Annotated in this window: 18 protein-coding genes; 2 read left to right on the forward strand and 16 right to left on the reverse strand. The window is 65.1% G+C overall.

The features are described from left to right. Window position 1 precedes the first annotated feature (1 nt). Window positions 2-832: an MBL fold metallo-hydrolase gene (locus DT068_RS00715; protein WP_119387848.1), complete on the forward strand. Its 831-nt coding sequence runs from the start codon at window positions 2-4 to the stop codon at window positions 830-832. Here DT068_RS00715 and DT068_RS00720 read toward each other — a convergent pair whose 3' ends face one another. Continuing rightward, the gene (locus DT068_RS00720; protein WP_119387849.1) at window positions 833-1,585 is read right to left on the reverse strand and encodes a polysaccharide deacetylase family protein; all 753 of its coding nucleotides are present in this window, start codon (window positions 1,583-1,585) and stop codon (window positions 833-835) included. Next, window positions 1,582-2,661, reverse strand: a complete 1,080-nt coding sequence (locus DT068_RS00725; protein WP_119387850.1) for a glycosyltransferase family 4 protein — start codon at window positions 2,659-2,661, stop codon at window positions 1,582-1,584. Before DT068_RS00725 ends, DT068_RS00720 begins: the two co-directional genes overlap by 4 nt. A gap of 83 nt (window positions 2,662-2,744) precedes the next feature. On the opposite strand from DT068_RS00725, the gene DT068_RS00730 reads away from it, so the two are divergent. Beyond that, window positions 2,745-3,893 carry a DUF3095 domain-containing protein gene (locus DT068_RS00730; protein WP_119387851.1) on the forward strand — a complete coding sequence of 383 codons (1,149 nt, stop codon included), beginning with the start codon at window positions 2,745-2,747 and terminating at the stop codon, window positions 3,891-3,893. Window positions 3,894-3,921: 28 nt separating this feature from the next. On the opposite strand, the gene DT068_RS00735 is transcribed toward DT068_RS00730, so the two are convergent. The 14 genes from DT068_RS00735 to DT068_RS00800 form a co-directional block, all read right to left on the reverse strand. Next, complete coding sequence (locus DT068_RS00735) at window positions 3,922-5,004, reverse strand: NAD/NADP octopine/nopaline dehydrogenase family protein (protein ID WP_119387852.1); 1,083 nt, start codon at window positions 5,002-5,004, stop codon at window positions 3,922-3,924. A 25-nt stretch (window positions 5,005-5,029) separates the two neighbouring features. Next, window positions 5,030-5,632, reverse strand: a complete 603-nt coding sequence (locus DT068_RS00740; protein WP_119387853.1) for a helix-turn-helix domain-containing protein — start codon at window positions 5,630-5,632, stop codon at window positions 5,030-5,032. Next, a complete protein-coding gene (locus DT068_RS00745; RefSeq protein WP_119387854.1) occupies window positions 5,629-6,204 on the reverse strand; it encodes a peroxidase-related enzyme in 576 nt (191 codons plus the stop codon). The genes DT068_RS00740 and DT068_RS00745 overlap by 4 nt, the downstream gene beginning before the upstream one ends. After that, a complete protein-coding gene (locus DT068_RS00750) occupies window positions 6,201-6,689 on the reverse strand; it encodes a CMD domain-containing protein (RefSeq protein WP_119387855.1) in 489 nt (162 codons plus the stop codon). Before DT068_RS00750 ends, DT068_RS00745 begins: the two co-directional genes overlap by 4 nt. After that, window positions 6,686-8,161: an NAD(P)-binding domain-containing protein gene (locus DT068_RS00755; protein WP_119388284.1), complete on the reverse strand. Its 1,476-nt coding sequence runs from the start codon at window positions 8,159-8,161 to the stop codon at window positions 6,686-6,688. Before DT068_RS00755 ends, DT068_RS00750 begins: the two co-directional genes overlap by 4 nt. Window positions 8,162-8,187: 26 nt before the next feature. Next, a complete protein-coding gene (locus DT068_RS00760) occupies window positions 8,188-9,273 on the reverse strand; it encodes an ABC transporter ATP-binding protein (protein WP_119387856.1) in 1,086 nt (361 codons plus the stop codon). After that, window positions 9,273-10,067 carry an ABC transporter permease gene (locus DT068_RS00765; protein ID WP_119387857.1) on the reverse strand — a complete coding sequence of 265 codons (795 nt, stop codon included), beginning with the start codon at window positions 10,065-10,067 and terminating at the stop codon, window positions 9,273-9,275. The genes DT068_RS00760 and DT068_RS00765 overlap by 1 nt, the downstream gene beginning before the upstream one ends. Continuing rightward, window positions 10,067-11,050 carry an ABC transporter permease gene (locus DT068_RS00770; RefSeq protein WP_368904352.1) on the reverse strand — a complete coding sequence of 328 codons (984 nt, stop codon included), beginning with the start codon at window positions 11,048-11,050 and terminating at the stop codon, window positions 10,067-10,069. The genes DT068_RS00765 and DT068_RS00770 overlap by 1 nt, the downstream gene beginning before the upstream one ends. 59 nt (window positions 11,051-11,109) lie before the next feature. Continuing rightward, a complete protein-coding gene (locus DT068_RS00775) occupies window positions 11,110-12,216 on the reverse strand; it encodes an extracellular solute-binding protein (protein WP_119387858.1) in 1,107 nt (368 codons plus the stop codon). Window positions 12,217-12,396: 180 nt separating this feature from the next. Beyond that, window positions 12,397-13,242, reverse strand: coding sequence for a protein phosphatase 2C domain-containing protein (locus DT068_RS00780; RefSeq protein WP_119387859.1), 846 nt, complete (start codon window positions 13,240-13,242; stop codon window positions 12,397-12,399). Continuing rightward, window positions 13,239-14,384, reverse strand: a complete 1,146-nt coding sequence (gene nagA, locus DT068_RS00785; protein WP_119387860.1) for an N-acetylglucosamine-6-phosphate deacetylase — start codon at window positions 14,382-14,384, stop codon at window positions 13,239-13,241. The genes DT068_RS00780 and nagA overlap by 4 nt, the downstream gene beginning before the upstream one ends. Continuing rightward, window positions 14,381-15,382, reverse strand: a complete 1,002-nt coding sequence (locus tag DT068_RS00790; RefSeq protein WP_119387861.1) for an SIS domain-containing protein — start codon at window positions 15,380-15,382, stop codon at window positions 14,381-14,383. Before DT068_RS00790 ends, nagA begins: the two co-directional genes overlap by 4 nt. After that, window positions 15,379-16,143 (reverse strand): GntR family transcriptional regulator, encoded by a 765-nt coding sequence (locus DT068_RS00795; protein WP_119387862.1) that lies wholly within the window; start codon window positions 16,141-16,143, stop codon window positions 15,379-15,381. Before DT068_RS00795 ends, DT068_RS00790 begins: the two co-directional genes overlap by 4 nt. Continuing rightward, window positions 16,140-17,027: a glucosamine kinase nucleotide-binding domain-containing protein gene (locus tag DT068_RS00800; protein ID WP_162913927.1), complete on the reverse strand. Its 888-nt coding sequence runs from the start codon at window positions 17,025-17,027 to the stop codon at window positions 16,140-16,142. The genes DT068_RS00795 and DT068_RS00800 overlap by 4 nt, the downstream gene beginning before the upstream one ends. Window positions 17,028-17,048: the final 21 nt, after the last annotated feature.

Raw genomic sequence — 17,048 nt, forward strand, 5'->3', positions numbered from 1 at the left:
GATGGCGAAACCAGATTTTACCGTGAAGTTCTGGGGTGCGCGGGGAAGCATCCCGGTCTCGGGTCCCGATTTCGCCCGTTATGGCGGCGATTCGTCCTGTGTCGAGATGCGCTGCGGCGAGCATCTTCTGATGTTCGATGCCGGCTCCGGCCTCAAGCGCGCCGGCATCGAGATCGAGGAGAAGGGCCTCAAGCGCCTCGACATGTTCTTCTCGCATTGCCACTGGGATCATATTTTCGGTATCCCGTTCTTCATGCCGTTCTATCGCGGCAGCATGAAGATCAGGATCTGGTCGGGGCATCTGGCGGGCGTGATGACCACTCATGAAATGATCTCAGGGATCATGAAGGCGCCCTATTTTCCGATCGCGCCGGAAATCTTCATCGCCGATGTCGACTACCGGGATTTCAAGCCGGGCGATGTGCTGACCCCCCATGACGGCGTCACCTTGCGTACCGGCAGCCTCAATCACCCCAATGGCGCCGTCGGCTACCGGGTCGAATTCCAGGGCAAATGCGCCTGCTACATCACCGACACGGAGCATGTGCCCGGCAAGCTCGACCAGAATGTGCTCAAGCTCATCGATCATGCCGACCTCGTCATCTATGACGCGGCCTTCGTCGAGAAGGAGATGCAACGCTATCGGGGCTTCGGCCATTCAAGCTGGGAAGAAGGCGTGCGCCTGTGCCGGGCGGCCAAGGCCAGGAAGCTTGCCATCTTCCATCATTCGCCCTTGCGTACCGACAGCGAACTCGATGCCATCGGCAAGGATGCGCAAGCGGCTTTTTCCGGCGCCTTCGTGGCGCGCCAGGGGCAGGTGATCGAGCTCTGATTATGGGCCGATCAGGTCGCCGGGGGTGCGCCAGCTGACCGCTTGCGATTGCGCGGTGGCGGAGAAGAGACCGCGCAGGAAGCCGAAGGCTTCGTCATCGCTCACCAGATGATGGCTCAATATGCCGATGGGAGTGCCTCCCGCCCGCCGCGCGCGCTCGAGCTCCTGCGTCAGCGAAGCCACCAGCACCGTATGGTCACGGCAGGCATTGCCGGCGCGCGAGTCGATGATGTCGACATGCGTGTTGACGACACTGAGGCGGGGTCGCGAGACGAGCTTGTGGCCGAAGACCGAGAGCGCTGTGAAGCCGAGAGAAGGCAGATCATCGAGCAGGGAAACAGCGATGCGATTCCAGGGCGGCACCAGCATCGCTGTGAGGCGCCTGCCGTAGAGGTCAGTGAGCCGCGTCAGGCCTTCGGCCAGGTCCTTCAGCACAACGCCCGGCGGGCGATGGTCGCCCAGCTCCTGCTTCTTCTCCGCGGGCGGCGCATGATTGGCGTGCGACCAGCCATGGACGAGCGGATGAACGAATTCAGCGTTGTCGAGATGGCGGGCGAGCGCCGGGCCGGTTCTGGCGGGGATGATCGCGAGCCCGACCGGAACGGCGAATTCCGCCGTCAAGGCGATCAGCCGGTCGAGTTTCGGCGTCGGCGCGATGGCATCGTCGTCGCGCAGCCACAGATCTGCCCTGCGTCCGGCTTCACGCCAAAGCGCAAGCTCGGTGAGAACCGGCTGCCACAAACCAGGCGTCACGCCAGCGCGTCCTTCAGGAGCTGGGCGAGACGGCGCGAGGCCGGCGCCAGAGCGCGCTCGTCCAGCACGAAGCTTCGCGCGGCCTGGCCATAGGCCTTGCGCTTGGCATCATCGCTGAAGAGATCACGGATCGCTGCGGCATAGGCTGCGACGTCGCCATCGGGCGTCAGGAGACCGGTGCGGCCATGCTCGACCACGGCGGGAACGCCGGCGGTCGCCTGCGCCACCACCGGCATGCCGGCAGCCTGTGCCTCGAGATAGGCCAGGCCATAGGCCTCGCCGCAGCCCGGCCACACATAAATGCCGCCCTTGCGCAAAGCGGACGGCACGGCGTCGGGGGCAAGCTCGCCCCGCCAGTCGAAACGCTCACGCGGAAGGCCTGCGAACAAGGCAATGGTTTCGCGCCGCACCGGGCCATCGCCGATGACCGAGAGATGCCAGGGCAGGTCGGGCAGCAAGGCCAGCGCCTTGGCCAGCATGGTAAAGCTCGCGAATTTGTCGCCCTTGCGCATCATCGCCACGGTCATGAGGTTTCGGCCCGCCGGTTCGGCGAAACCATCCGCGAAGGCGGCCGTATCGATGAAGGGTACAAGCGACGCGAAGCGGCCGCCAGGCACCGCCCTGCCAAGACCGTCGCGGTCGCGGTCGGTGAAGCACAGATTGAGGCGGGCAAGGGTGATGGCGTCGCGAACCCAGGCCTGCGCCGCGGCCCAGCCCTGCCGGTCGCGCCGCGGCGAATAGGACGCTTCCGCGGTGACATAGGGAATATCGAAATGACGCGCGAGATCGGGACCCAGGAGATCGGGTGCCTTGTAATAGGGATGATAGGTGAACCACAGATCGGGCTTGCCCGTCTGCGTCCAGACCTGCATGAGCCTCGCCTTTTCCGCATCGGCAGCCTGCCGAAGCTTGGGCATGAGATCGGGTTCCGGCGTGAAGGCGCGCAAGGTGCTGGCGACAGAGACGCGGAAGCCCGCTGTTTCCAGCGCCCGGATGAGAAGACGCCCCATCTCCCGGTCTCCGGAAGGGACAGGATGGTCGGGCGCTTTGAGCGGGGCGTAGAAAGCGATCTTCACCCCTCTGCCTATGACCGCCTTCGCCTATTGCGTCAATGCGCAGCGCAATCGCCAAGATTCGCCCGCCATGCTAGCGTGTTGCCATGACCGCGATGACCCAGGAAGACTTCTTTGAGACGCTGCCGGCCTTCGAGGAATTTTCCGGCGTTGCCGATGCGCGCCATTATCGTCCTCTGCCGGATGGATGGTCGCTGGCGACGGCCGATATCGTGAGCTCGACCAGCGCCATCGAACGGGGCGAATACAAGGCCGTCAACATGGCGGGCGCCAGCGTCATCTCGGCGGTGCTCAATGCGCTCGGCCATCGCAAGATACCGTTCGTCTTCGGCGGCGACGGCGCCATACTGGCGGTGCCGGAGAATGCGGTCGCGCCGACGCGCGAAGCGCTCGCCCTGACGCAAGCCTGGGTGAAGCAGGATCTGGGCCTCGATCTGCGTGCCGCCATCGTGCCGCTCAGCGACATCAGGGCGAACGGACTCGATGTGCGGGTGGCGCGGTTTCGGGCAAGCTCCAACGTCACCTATGCGATGTTCGCCGGCGGCGGCGCCAATTGGGCGGAGAGCCAGATGAAGGCGGGCAAATATGCGGTGCCCCCGGCGCCCGCCGGCGCCCGGCCGGATCTCACCGGGCTCTCCTGCCGCTGGGATCCGATCGCGGCGAAGAACGGCGAGATTGTCTCCATCATCGTCACGCCGGCGGATGAAGCGCGCAGCGGCGAATTTGCCGGGCTGGTCGACGACATCATCCGCATCGTCAGCGGCGAGGAGCAGGCGGGCCTGCCGGTGCCGCGCAAATTCGGCTTCCCGCCCAAGGGTCTCAATTACGAAGCGCTCGCCTCGCGCCGCGGGTCGCTGCTGGCGCGCAAGCTCTACATTCTCGCCGAATCGCTAGCCGGCTGGCTCGTCTTCCGCACCAACGTGAAAGTCGGCCGCTTCGACCCCGCCGCCTACAAGAACGATGTGGCGCAGAATACCGATTTCCGCAAATTCGACGACGGCCTCAAGCTCACGGTGGACATAGCGCCCGCTCTGGTTGCGCGTCTCGAGGAGCGCCTGGCGCGCGCCCGCGACGACGGTCTCTGCCGCTACGGGCTGCATCGGCAGAGCTCGGCGCTGATGACATGTTTCGTCCCCAACCCGTTCGCGCGCGATCACTTTCATTTCATCGACGGCGCGGCCGGCGGCTATGCCGTCGCCGCCGCCAATATGAAAGCCCAGAAGCTGGCAGCCTGACTTTCCTGCCGGCTTGCGCCGGCACGCCTCACTCCTGCAGGCAATAACCGTCCCGCGACAACGCCACGATATCGGCAAGCGACATGCTGTCGAGATCAAGAGCGGCGAGGAGATCGTTCTCGGCGAAGAAATCGCGGCCATAGAGGGCCGAGAAAATCCTGACACCCGCCTCATGGAGCTCTGCCGGCTTGCCGGCGAGGCGCCCGAGCTTCACCGTCATCACCAGGCCGAAGGGCACGTCCTCCAGAACATAACGGCTTTCCGCCGTCGCCGGCCCGGTGCCGCCATTGCCGGCCGCATGCATTTCCTGGTTCATCTGCGAGACGGAGCTCATGGGCACATGGAAGGACAGATGAAAATGCTGGAAGATGGTGCGCACGTCGTGGCCCAATGCCCTGGCGATGGCAAGCCTTTCCGCGTCGAGCGCCTCGAGCAGGCTACCCACTTTCGGGGTGACGTTCTGGCCCTGGCTCCAGGTCTCGCCGCGCTCCATGCGCGTCAGGTTGCAGAGCGCGATCCCCATGTGGTTCTGCGGGTTGAGATTGCTGAGCGCGATCGCCATCAGGCTGCCGCGATCGACGAAGCGGTCGCCGAAGAGCTTCCGGCAGACGGCAAGTCCATGCGCGCTCTGCGCCACCGGCACGGTCGAGAGATCGACCATCTTGCGCACGGTGTTGACATTGACCTCGGTTGGGCTCCTCTGCCGGCCGGTCACGACGGTGGTGCCCCAGGCGACGATCGGCACCATGAGGCCGCGGCGGGCAAGGGCGCGGCCGAGATAGAGGGCGCCGAAAGAGGCATGCGAGCTGATGACGACAGTCTGCTTCGCGGCAAGGAAGGGCGCGATGGCGTCAAAGGCGAATTTGTGCCCGTAGCCCGGCAGCGCGATAAAGACGACGTCGGCGCTTTCAGTCAGGGCCCTGGCGCTTGCGGCGACCTTCGGATGAAAAATACCCTGGATGGCGCCGGTGGCGGTCAGCGGCTCGCCTTGGGCCAGCGCCGCGGTACGCTCACCCGAAGGCGACCACAGCACGGCTTCGTGGCCCATCTGCTCAAGAAGGCAGGCCGTGGCAAAGGCGATCGATCCGGCTCCGACTATTCCTACGCGCATCTTCCGGCTTTCTCCATGAGGTGGTCTATCTGGTTCGACTCGCCGGATCGAAGGTGACGACGAGAAAGGCCCTGGCACCCACGGCGCCAGTGCTCACCAAGCCGTGTTCCACATCCGCCGCATAGCGCGCCGTCTCGCCCGCGCGCAGGAGTGTCCTCGATACGCCGCTGGTCACCGAAATCTCGCCCTCGGTGCAATGGAGATGCTCGATCGTGCCGGCCGCATGCGGCTCGCTGACAAGCCGGCCATTGGGCTCGAAGTTCAGCAGATACCATTCGGTGGCCGATACCATCGATGCCGGCGACAGGATCTGCAAGGTGCAGGTGCCATCGGCGCCGCGGATCACCGGCGTCGAATGCTCGGTCTGGTGATCGATGGCGCGCGCCTCTTCGCTGGCACCTGAGATGAGGCTCGTAATGTCGAGACCGAGAGCCCTGGTCAGGTGCCATAGTGTGCCATAGGTCGGATTGGCGTCGCCGCGCTCGATCTCCGACAGCATCGAGCGCGACACGCCCGAGACCTGCGCCAGCTCGGCAAGCGTCAGATTGCGCGCCTTGCGCTGCGCCTGGAGGCGGGGGCCGATCGCCGGCGGCTCGCTCGGGCCGGGCAATGGCTCGTTGCTTTTCATGCCGCGACCGGTTCTCCCAGAGTGTGCATCAGGCGGTTGGCCCAGCCGAACAGAGCGGCCGACAGGACGAGATCGAGAATCTCCTCCGCATCGAGCCCTGCCTGCGTCAGCGCCGTCACGTCTTCGGCAGTGGCCGCCGGCGGGCATTCGGAAAGCTTCATCGCGAAACGCAGGATCGCACCCAGGCGCGGCGTCAGGTCGGCCTCGGCGCCGTCGGCGAGAACCTTCGCCATCGCCGTCTCGTCCTTGGAGAGCTGATTGTAGCGCTCGGCATGGACGGCGGCGCAATAGATGCAGTGGTTGACGCGGGACGCGGCAACCGCGCCCATCTCGCGCTCGGCACGCGACATGCCGCCCCGGTTGTACATGATGGCGTTGAACAATGGCGAGCGCTGCTTCAGAGTCTCCGGATCATGCGCGAGCACCAGCACATAGTCCGAGATCTTGCGGTTGGATGGCGTCACCTGCAAGGCGTCGAGCTGGGCCGGCGTCGCCTTGTCCAGCTCGACCGGCGTCACATGCGGATGCCAATGGGGAACCCGGCTGGTGAAATCCTTGACGATGCGGCTCATAGGGCTCCCTTCAACAGACGCAATCCCGCCACCACCCGGATCTGATAGCTCACAAAGGCGATCAGCTCGGAGAGACGGACAATATCGGCCTCGGCAATGCCGGCCTCGCACAGAAGCCTTATATCGGCGCCCGAAGCCTTCTTCGGCTCCGAAGCGACGAGATCGGTATGACGGATCAGCGCCCGCGAGCGATCATCGCCGCCCGTCCAGGACAGCTCAGCGATTTTTCTCTCGTCTTCGCTTGCCTTCGCCTCGTCGAGCAGCCCGCGAAAATGCCCAAGGAACGGCGCGTCGCCATTGAGGGCGGCGATGCGGCAGGCGAGTGCGGCGCGCAAGCCATGCGAGAGTCCGCCGGGCTGCAAAGGCCGCAGCGCCGCGTCATGCGTCTTCTGCGTCAGCTCGAAAACATCGCCGCGCTTGGCGGCGATCGCGGCCAGGGGGCTTTCGGGTGCGATCCGCGCCAGCTCAAGCAGCAAATCCGTCATTGCAGTCCTCGTTTCCTGGCGGGTGCTTCCTCCGCCTCTTCCGGCAATTCGCTTCCCCGCCATTCGTCGCCCTTGAGCTCCGGCGTGTCATAGGCGAGCAGACGTTGCCAGTGCGCCTCGATATTCTCGGCATAGAATTCGGCGGCGATGGCGCGGGCGAGCCAGGCCGCCCCCTCGCTGATGCCCGGAATGTCGCCGCTGGTCTTCCCCAGGCTCACGCTCGCGCCGTAATTGAAGCAATGGATGCGCGAGAGCCATGGCGCTTCACCCGGCGAGCGCTCGAGGAAGCTGAAATCCTCGGCGAGATAGGGGAAATTGCCCAGTTGCTCGTGCTCCAGCCCGGCGGGTGGGCGATAGCGGTCGCGCCACAGGGCGATCTTGTCGGCATAGCCCGCAAGCTCCGTGCGGGCCAGCGGCTCGACCAGGAAGCCCGTGCCGAGGATCAGGAAGTCGGTGGTGAGCCGCCGGCCGCCGTCGAGGCCGAGAACGACTTCGCCGTCAACCATCCGCGTTGTCTCGACGCCCGCGCCGAAATGGAAATAGGCATTGGCATGCCGGCTCACCCGCAAGGTCGAGCCGCGCGGCGCCGGCGTCTGGGTAAGGAAGGAATAATGCATGATGCGCCAGCGCCAGGCATCATCCAGCTCGGAATAGGCGGCGGTGAATCCGAAGGAGCCGATGCCCATCAGCTTGTTGATGGTCGGCATCACCTTGCGGCGCGCCAGGAGACGGACTTCCGCGGCCCCGGCCTCGAGAGCCTCCGCCGCATTGTCGACCGCCGAGGCGCCGACGCCCACCACGACCACGCGCTTGCCCTTGAGGGCTGCGAAGTCGATGGCATCGGAGGAATGCGCCCAATGGGTCTTCGGCAGGCCATCGACGAAGGCCGGGATGCTGGCTCTTCCGGTGCCGTCGCGCCCGGTTGCCATGACCACGCGGCGGGCGAGGATACTGTCCTCGCGCCGGCCCGGCCCTGCGAGCTCGAGCCGCAGGAGATCGCCTTGCGGGCGGATGCGCCGGACTTCCACCTCGTTCTCGACCGGCAAGTCGAGGACTTCGCGATACCAGCGCAGATATTCGGCCCACATCGGGCGCGGGATCTTGTCGAGCGCCTGCCAGGCTTCCCCGCCGAACTGGGCGACGAACCAGGCGCGGAAAGTGAGCGAGGCCATGCCATAGGCAGGACCGGTCAGCTGCTTGGGCGACCGCAAGGTCTCCATGCGGGCATAAGTGAGCCATGGACCCTCGAAGCCCTTGGGTGCGCGATCGAGGATGCGCAGATTGCGAATGCCGGCGCACCGCAGCGCGAAGCTCGCGACCAGGCCGCACATGCCGCCGCCGATGACAGCGACGTCATGGACCGGCTCACCATCGGGCCCTTCGGCCGGGACGACCCAGTTCGCGGGTGGCAGGCAGAGACAGGCAAGGTCGTCGCGCACCCGCTGCTCGAGCTCGGTGAGGTTCTTGGCCATGGCCGCGCCAATGGGAGATACGGTGCTCACGCCGGCACCGCCTCGTCACGGATGACGGTGGCATTCTCAGGTTTCCAGCTGATCCAAACATCCTCGCCGGCGATCGATTCCGTATCGCCCAGATGGACGAGCGCGGTAAGATGAGTGCCGTCCGAGACCTCGACCAGCATCGAGGTGTGGTTGCCCTTGAAGACGCGCTGACGGATCTTGCCCGGCATCGCATTCACGCCGTCGGCGGGCGAGCCTGAGAACCGGATCGCTTCCGGCCTCACCACGATGCAGGCGGCATCACCCGCCTTGGCGGGATGGCCGGTGGCGGAGGCCTGGACCTCGAGCCCGTTCCAGCGCAACGCCGTCCTGTCGCCGTCCCGGGCGACAACCGTCGCCTTCAGAAGATTGGCCTCGCCGATGAAGTTGGCGACGAAGACGCTGTTGGGATGCGAATAGAGCGTGTGCGGATCGCCCATCTGCTCGATCCTGCCGTTGTTCATGACGACGATCACATCCGACATGGTGAGCGCCTCCTCCTGGTCGTGGGTCACGAACAGGAACGTCTTGCCGGTCGTCTCCTGGATTGCCTTCAGCTCGATCTGCATCTGCTGGCGCAATTTCGCATCGAGTGCCGAGAGCGGCTCGTCGAGCAGCAAGACCTGCGGGTCGGGAGCCAGGGCACGCATCAGCGCCACGCGCTGGCGCTGGCCGCCGGAGAGCTCCGACGGCAGGCGCTCGGCAAAAGCTTCGAGCCTGACCAGCCTCAGGAGCTCCATCACCCGCCGGTGGATGGCATCGGCGGATTTTCCCTGCAGCTCCAGCCCGAAAGCGATGTTGCGCGCGACATTCATATGCGGGAAGAGCGCGTAATCCTGGAAGACGATGTTGACGTTGCGCTTGTTGGGCGGCAGGTGCGTCACGTCCCTGCCGGCGAGCAGGATGCGCCCCGAGCTGGGGGTCTCGAAGCCGCCCAGCATGCGCAAGGTCGTCGACTTCCCGCAGCCGGAAGGGCCAAGCAAGGTCACGAACTTGCCGGGCTCGATCGCAAGGTTGAGATCATCCACCGCGATTGCCTGGCCATAGGTCTTGGTCACATTCTCGAACTGGACGACCGGTTGCATCAGCGACTCCTCGAACGGCGGGTCATATACTCGGCATAGAGGCCGACGGCGGCGGTAACGATGAGAACGAGCGTCGCCATCGCGTTGATCTCGGGCGACATGCCGCCCTGCACCTTGGCGAAGATCAGCATCGGCAGGGTCGGGCGATAGCCGCCCAGGAAGAAGGTGCGCACGAAATCATCGACGCTGAGCAGGACGCAGAAGATCATGCCGCCGGCGATCGCCGGGCCCAGATAGGGCAGGGTCACGCGGAAGAAGGCGACGATGCTGTCGGCGCCGAGATCGCGCGCCGCATCGACGAGATTGGGCGGCATCGAGCGCAGCCGCGTCAGCGCCATGACGACGACGAAGGGCACGGCATGCACGGTGTGGCCGAGCACGATGGCGCCGGTGCCGGTCGGCATGTCGATGGTCGAGATGAAGACGCGCAGCGAGATGGCCGAGATCATGCCCGGCACCACCGCCGGAAGGCAGGCCAGCGCGAAAAGGATGCCGCTCCAGCGGCTGCCGCTCTGGGCGATGAGCATGGCGATCCACACGCCGATCACCGTCGCGGCGAAAGTGGTCGCGACGGCGATGGCGATGGTATAGAGGCAGGCTTCGAGGAACTGCTTGTCGTGCAGAACCTGGCTGTACCAGCGCAAGGTCAAGTCGCCGATCGGAAAGGCGATGAAATTGGCATCCTTGAAGCTCATCGCCATCATGAGGGTCAGCGGCACCAGGAGATAGAGCATGAAGGCCCAGTAGCCCATGGCGAGCAGGGTGCGCGGGATGTCGGAGAAATAGGCGCGCATCACATCAGCTTCGTGGCTTTGCCGCCGACCAGCCGCATGAAGATGCCGGCCGTGGTGAGCGCGGAAACGAGCATGATCAGGGCAAAGGCCGCCCCCACCGGCCATTTGTCGCTGGCGCCATGGAAGAAGCCGCTGATCGTCTCGGGGAACATCACATTGGTGGGACCGCCGAGCAGCATGGGGGTGGCGAAGACGCCGATGCAGGTGAGGAAGACGAGACTGCAGCCGGAGACGATGCCGTCGCGCGACAGCGGCAGGACAATGCGGCGGAAGCGCGTGAAAGGTCCGGCACCCAGGTCGGCTGCGGCGTCGAGCAGATGCTTGGGGATCTTGTCGATCGCGGAGTAGAGCGGCAGCAGCATATAGAGGCAGATGAGATAGATGAGGCCGAAGCCCAGCGAGAAGGAGGTATAGAGCATCGGTATGGGACGGTCGATGAGGCCGATGTCGCGCAGGAGGAAGTTCAGGGCGCCACGGTTGGCAAGCAGCATGATGACCGAAAAGGTGCGGATGAGCTCACCCGCCCAGAACGGGACGAGGAGGAGCAGCAAGGCCTTGGAGCGCCAGTCGGGCCGGACGATCTTCGCCACATAATAGGCGACTGGAAACACGACGATGAGGGTGATCGCCGTCGACGCCAGCGAGAAGACGAAGCTGCGGATCAGCGGCATGAAATAGATCGATTCGGAAAAGAAGATCGCGTAGTTGGCGAGCGTGTAGCTCGCAGGACGGCCGTGCTGGAGCGGGTAGCTGGTCAGGAAGCTGATCTTCGCCATCTGATAGATCGGGCCGATATGGAGGAAGGCCAGCCAGAGCAGCGGCACGGCGGCCAACAGAGCCAGCCGTCCGGCCCGGCTCGCCACCGCCGCGCCGAGGGTCAGCTGATAGAGCCGCGAATTGACGATCCGGCTGATATTCGTCGAATAGCGCGGCATGGGCCCGCCATTCTCCAGCTCCGCCTGCGCTGCCTCGATACTCGCCATGAAGATGCTGCCGCTCCGGCGGCATTCTCCGCCGGAGCGCCTTTCAATCGTTCGGAAGATCAGGCGGCCTTCACCTCGGCGGTGGCCTTGTCGATCATTTCGTTCTTCATGTCGCGGTTCACCGAGGAGAAGAACACGATGCGCTCGACCTGCTCCTGCGGCAGCGAGTTCGCGGCGCGCTCAAGATCGGTGAGGAGCTCCGGCACGCCGGAAATGGTCGAGGCGAAACCCGACTGGCGCGTCATCGAGGCGCCGACCTCGGGCGAGGCCAGGATGGCATCGAGGAGCTTGTAGGCGTTCTCGGCATTGGGCGCGTGGTTGACGATGTTCAGCGTGTAGCAGAAGCCGAACGTGCCTTCTTTCGGCACCGAGAGACGGATCGGATGGCCTTCGGCAATGAGCTTCGCCGCAGGTCCCGACCAGGAATGGGCGAGATAGATGTCCTCGTTGAGGAACATCTGCTGCACCTCGGAGCCCGCGTCGTAATATTTACGGACCATGTCCTTGTGCTTGATGAGGAAGTCGCGGGCCGCGTTGGTCGCCTTCTGGGCCTCCTCGCGCTTGTCGACATAGGTGACGAAGTCGCCGTCATAGCCCAGATATTTCATGGCAATGGTCATGAAGTCGCTGACGATATAGGACGTCATGCCCTTGTACTGCGGATCGAACATGACGTCCCAGCTTTGCGGATCCTTCACATAGCTGGTGTTGATCGCGAGGCCCTCATAGCCGGCAAGAATCGGCAGGCCCCAGAGCTTGTCGTTCACGCGCGTCCATGGCGCGTTCTGATAAGCGGGGTTCAGGTTCTTCCAGTTCTTGATCTTGTCGGTGTCGAGGGGCGCCAGCAGGTCCGAGCTGATGAACTGCGTGTAGCGGTGGCCGGCGACAGTGACCATGTCGGTCGAGGGATTGGCGCCCTCGGCGGCGAGCAGGTTATATTGCTTACCCTGATCGTCGGTGAGGCGGATATTGACCTGGATGCCGGTATCCTTCTGGAATTTGTCGAGGAACTCGGCCGGCAGGAACTTGTCATAGGTGGTGATGTTGAGCGTGTTGCTCTGCGCCCAGGCCGGACGGGGGCGAATGTTATAGGGCGCGGCGAGGGCGCCGGCGGCTCCCCCTAAAAGCCTCAGCGCGGTTCTGCGGTTGGCGGTCAGGTCTCTCATGGGCGTCCTCTCTCGTTGATTTTTCTGTTTCCGTTGCGCATTGCTGCAACGATTTTTGCCAGCTCTTCTTCCGGACGTAATTCCGGGAAACCGAACACGAAATCCAACATCCCGGAATACTCCGATTGAACAGGCGTGACTGTCAATCGAAATTACAAAACTGTAATGTCTGGAGAAGGGTCACGCCCGGATCAGCGCGATGGCGCTGGCATCATCCTGCGGCTTGAGGCGCGGGAAGTTCATGCAATCGGGATCGCCGCGCTCGATCTGGCGCAGCCTGCCATAGAGGGCGGAAACCCCGCCCTGCTGCGCCGCGCGCGCCAACAGGGTGCTCTCGGATGCTTCTCCATAGTGATCGACCAGACGGAAGAAGCCATCGGTCGAGAGCAACACATGGGAAGGCTGGTCGAGCGGCAGATATTCGGCGAAAGCGAGACAGGCGCGATCGGCTTCGATCACGCCATAGCCGCCTTCCTTGTTGCGCTGGCGGCGGCTGGCGAAATGGGCCGGCTGCAAAGCGCGGAAGAGGTCGTCGAGCTTCGTCATGCCGCTTTGGCGCAGGCGCGTCGCCTCTGTCGTGACCCAGTGGTCGAATTCGTCATTGGGAAAATCGACGAGGCGGCGGAAGCCGGAACGGTCCTCGGCCAAAATCCGGCAATCGCCCAGGCGAACCGAGTGCCATTCCGTGCCGATGCGGCAGATCGCGGCGATGCAGGCGGCGGGCGGATCGAAATTGTCGGGCAGACGGTGCGTCGTCATATCCTCAATGAGCCGGTCGATCAGTTGCGAGAGGGCGCCCGGCAGATCCTGCGGTTGCGCGAGAAGGTCGTGCAAATGATGATCGATGCGCGAGACGAACCATTGCGCGTCGCTGCCCGCCACGCCGAGGCCCGTGTCATTGATGCCGGTGACGCCATCGAGCGCCCAGGCCGCCGTGACGTCATCGGCAGCGCCGATGAAGCCAACAGCATCCTCATTCACCTTGCCCGAACCCTGGCTCAGGTGACCGGCGAGCTTGAGTTTCATGATGAGGAGGCTACTCCGTCAATCCAGGTCCGTTCGACCGCAAGATCATCTGTCAGATGGACGAGATTGGCGCAATAGCCAGGCAGGATGCGGCCGAGCTCGCGGTCCTTGCGCAGGAAGGCGGCCGGGTAAAGCGCCGCCATGCGCAAGGCTTCGGCGAGATCGACGCCCAGCTGATCGACGCAATAGCGCACCGCTTCATCCATGGTCAGGATGGAGCCTGCCAGCGTCGCATTGTCGAGCTCAAGACGGCCATTGCGGGCGGTGATCTTGCGGCCCTGAAGCTCGAAGCTCGGAGGCCCGCCAGCGGCCGGCGGCATCGCATCGGTGACGAGGAAGAGACGACCCCTGGGCTTCGCCGCCAGCGCCACCTTGAGCGCCAGAGGATCGACATGATGGCCATCGGCGATGATGCCGCAATAGCTTTCGCGATCGGCAAGGGCGGCGCCCACCATGCCGGGCTCGCGATGCTGCAGCTGGCTCATGGCGTTATAGAGATGGGTGAAGCCGCGGGCGCCGGCGGCCAGTGCCGCGTTGGCCTCGCGCGCCGTGGCGTCCGAATGACCGAGCGAGACGATGATGCCGGCCGCGCTGAGCTCCCTGATGGCGTCAGGCGAAACATGCGACGGGGCCACGGTCAGAAGCACGATCCCGCAATCGAGCTCCTTCAGCCAGGCGATGTCGGCTGGCGTGATCTCGCGGATGTGCTCGGGCGGATGGGCGCCCTGCCTTCGCGGATCGAGGAACGGGCCTTCGATATGGATGCCGATGACGCCCGGCACGTTTTCGCGCCGGGCCCTGGCCACGGCTTCGGCCGCCGCGCGGATGATCTCGGGCGCGTCGGTGATGACGGTGGGCAGGAGGCTCGTCGTGCCGAAGACGCGATAGGCTTCGGCCATGCGCCGGATGGTGGCAATGGAGGGATCCCCATTGAGCAGCGCTCCGCCGCCGCCATTCACCTGGGCATCGATGAAGCCGGGCGCCAATATGCCGCCGGCGAGATCGGTCGCTGTGATTGCGCCGTCAAGCTTTGAAGCCGTGACCAGCTTCTCGATACGGCCATCGGCAATGACGACCGCCATGCCATCGTGAAACTGCTCACCATCGAAGAGGCGGGCACCGGTGAGGGCGAAGCGCTTCATTTTGTCTCCGTCACTTTCTTGAGCAGCCGCGGCCGGTCGGGATCGCGGCCACGCAACCGGGCAATGCGCTCGGCACTGCCATAGAAGGTCTGGATCAGCGAGACGGGATCGAGCAGCGGGTGGCGGGTCGGCGCATAGTCGGGCGTGATCACCCGGGCGCCCGCGGCACCGAGGCGCCTCGCGGTCTCCGCCGTGGTGGCGGCGGCCTTGTCCTTGGGCGCCAGCACGAGGACCGGGAAGCCTTCGCCGATCAATTCCATCGGCCCATGCACGACTTCGGCAGCGGAATAGGCCTCGGCATGGAGGCCCGAGGTTTCCTTGAGCTTGAGGGCGGCTTCCCCGGCCATCGGATGCGAAGGACCGCGGCCCAGCACATAGGAAGACGTGCTGGCGCTCAAGATCTCCTCGGCCTGGCTCCAGCGCAAAGCGAGCGCCTTGGTCAGGTCATCGGGCAGATGATCGAGCGCGTCTACAAGCCCGGACTCGCCCCCACAGACAGCGGCAAGGCCTGCCGCCATGGCGGCAGAGGCAATGAAGGTCTTGGTTGCGGCGACGCTGCGCTCCGTCCCGGCGCAGAGAGGCAAGCAGAGATCGGCCTCGCGTGCCAGAGGCGAATCCTCGGTATTGGTGACGGCGAGGGTGGGGATGCCGGCGCGCTTCGCTTCCGCCTGGAAAGCGAGAATGTCGGGGCTCTTGCCCGATTGCGAAATGGTGAGCAGCAGCGTATCGCGCAAAGCAAGCTTCGCGCCATAGACGGAAACGACCGATGCGCCGACCGAGCAGCAGGGCAGGCCGAGCGTGATCTCGATCAGATATTTGAAATAGGACGCCGCGTGATCGGAGGAGCCCCGGGCGCAGGTCACGATATGCGACGGCTTCCTGTCGCGGTAGAGCCGGCCGAGTTCTTTGAGCGCCTGCCGGTTGGTGGCGAGCATGCGGGCGACGGCTTCGGGGGCTTCGGCGGTTTCAAGCGCCATATAGGTTTGCTGTCCGGTCATGATCCTGCCGTGAGATGAAGCTCGGCGACGAAGTCATAGGAATCGCCGCGATAATGTGAGCGGGTGAATTCGACGACGCGGCCATCGGCCAGATAGGCGACGCGCTCGGTGAAGAGGGCGGGGCTTCCTTCCGGCAGGCCGAGAAGCAGGGCATCGGACTTGCCGAGCGCCGCGGCATGCAGGCGCTGCAGCGCGCGCACCGGACGCAGCCCGCGTTTGGTCAAGGTCGCATAGAGCGATCTTTCGACGGCGAGCGGGTCGGGCAGGAAGCGCTGCGGGATCGACGCCCGCTCGATGGCGAGCGGCTTGTCGTCGGCGCGGCGCAGGCGATGGAGACGGCTCACCTTCTCGCCCGGCGAAAGGGCCAGCACGAGCGCTTCCTCGGGTGTCGGCAAGGCGACGGAGCGGTCGAGCCAGTCGGAGATGGTCTCGATGCCGCGCGAGCGCATGTCCTCGGTGAAGCTGGTGAGGCGCGACAGCGGCAGCTCGATGCGCTCGGACCGCGATGCGACGAAAGTCCCGGAGCCGCGGCGTTGGACGAGGATGCCTTCGGCGACGAGATCGGCGAAAGCCTTGCGCACGGTGACGCGCGAGATGCCGAGCATGCGGGCGAGATCGCGCTCACCCGGTATCGCATCGCGGTCGGCAAGCTCGCCCTGCGCGATGGCTTCGGTGACGAGCCGCTTGAGCTTGAGATAGAGGGGGGCCGGCCCGCCATCGGCGATGCGGGCGCGCTCGAAGACGGGCGAGATGCCGCTCATCGGTGCCATCCGCTGAGACCGGCGGCACGGCGCGCCATCATGATAGCGCCATCGAGCGGGTCATGCCGCGCTGCGATGAGATGCACCTTGAGATCGTTCGGCATGTAGGGATCGAGCGGCCGCGCCAGTCCGCCCACCAGCGCCACATGGGGGGCGCCGCGGGCGAGGAGCTCTTTGACAAGCCGGGCAATTCCACGCGCCGCATCCTCGACGAGCTCGCGACCATGGTGGTCGCCCGCGGCCGCGGCGGCGAAGATGCGTGGCGAGAATTGCGCATAATCACGCGGCAGGGCATGGCGCGCCCAGTCGGCGAAAGCGTCGCGGTCGCGTCCGAAGCTGGCCAGAAGCTCGGCGAGCAAGGGCGAAGACGGAATGAGATTGTCGAGGCTCAAGGCGGCGCGGCGCAAGGCCCCGCGGCCGAGAATGGCGCCCGAGCCCTGATCGCCCAGAGGGAAGCCGAAGCCGCCGATCCAGTGGCGTTCGCCCTTGACCAGCGCCAGGCCCGCGGAGCCGGTGCCGGCAATGACGATGCCGCCATCGGCGCCTTCATGAGCGCCGAGGCAGGCGGCATAGGCATCGACATCGACGCTGACCGTAGCGAAGCGCTCGAGAGCGTGCCGCACCGCTGCCGTCGTCTCCTCGGTGACCGCCCCGGCAAGGCCCAGGCCCACATGGATCCGGGGCCGGTCCTTGTCGGCGAGGCCCGCTTTGCCCAGGGCCTCGCCGATGGTGGCGAGGATGGTTGCGAGCGCGGCGCCGAGATCCTGGTAGAGATTGGCCAGACCGCCCGTCGCCTCGCCGAGAAGGGCGCCCTCATGGTCGCGCAGGCGGATCCGACATTTCGTGCCGCCGCCATCGACGCCCATGAATAGTTTCTCGGCCAAGTGAATCTCCTGCGGTCCGGA

The organism is Taklimakanibacter lacteus (assembly GCA_003576695.1).
GTDB classification, from domain to species: Bacteria; Pseudomonadota; Alphaproteobacteria; order Rhizobiales; family Aestuariivirgaceae; genus Taklimakanibacter; species Taklimakanibacter lacteus.

Coding starts and splice junctions, on each gene's coding strand:
- DT068_RS00795 (WP_119387862.1), bottom strand. CDS start 16,143: ATGAGCGGCATCTCGCCCGTCTTCGAGCGCGCCCGCATCGCCGATGGC.
- DT068_RS00775 (WP_119387858.1), bottom strand. CDS start 12,216: ATGAGAGACCTGACCGCCAACCGCAGAACCGCGCTGAGGCTTTTAGGG.
- DT068_RS00745 (WP_119387854.1), bottom strand. CDS start 6,204: ATGAGCCGCATCGTCAAGGATTTCACCAGCCGGGTTCCCCATTGGCAT.
- DT068_RS00755 (WP_119388284.1), bottom strand. CDS start 8,161: ATGGCCAAGAACCTCACCGAGCTCGAGCAGCGGGTGCGCGACGACCTT.
- DT068_RS00780 (WP_119387859.1), bottom strand. CDS start 13,242: ATGAAACTCAAGCTCGCCGGTCACCTGAGCCAGGGTTCGGGCAAGGTG.
- DT068_RS00770 (WP_368904352.1), bottom strand. CDS start 11,050: ATGGCGAGTATCGAGGCAGCGCAGGCGGAGCTGGAGAATGGCGGGCCC.
- DT068_RS00715 (WP_119387848.1), top strand. CDS start 2: ATGGCGAAACCAGATTTTACCGTGAAGTTCTGGGGTGCGCGGGGAAGC.
- DT068_RS00790 (WP_119387861.1), bottom strand. CDS start 15,382: ATGACCGGACAGCAAACCTATATGGCGCTTGAAACCGCCGAAGCCCCC.
- DT068_RS00760 (WP_119387856.1), bottom strand. CDS start 9,273: ATGCAACCGGTCGTCCAGTTCGAGAATGTGACCAAGACCTATGGCCAG.
- DT068_RS00765 (WP_119387857.1), bottom strand. CDS start 10,067: ATGCGCGCCTATTTCTCCGACATCCCGCGCACCCTGCTCGCCATGGGC.
- DT068_RS00750 (WP_119387855.1), bottom strand. CDS start 6,689: ATGACGGATTTGCTGCTTGAGCTGGCGCGGATCGCACCCGAAAGCCCC.
- DT068_RS00735 (WP_119387852.1), bottom strand. CDS start 5,004: ATGCGCGTAGGAATAGTCGGAGCCGGATCGATCGCCTTTGCCACGGCC.
- DT068_RS00740 (WP_119387853.1), bottom strand. CDS start 5,632: ATGAAAAGCAACGAGCCATTGCCCGGCCCGAGCGAGCCGCCGGCGATC.
- nagA (WP_119387860.1), bottom strand. CDS start 14,384: ATGAAGCGCTTCGCCCTCACCGGTGCCCGCCTCTTCGATGGTGAGCAG.
- DT068_RS00730 (WP_119387851.1), top strand. CDS start 2,745: ATGACCGCGATGACCCAGGAAGACTTCTTTGAGACGCTGCCGGCCTTC.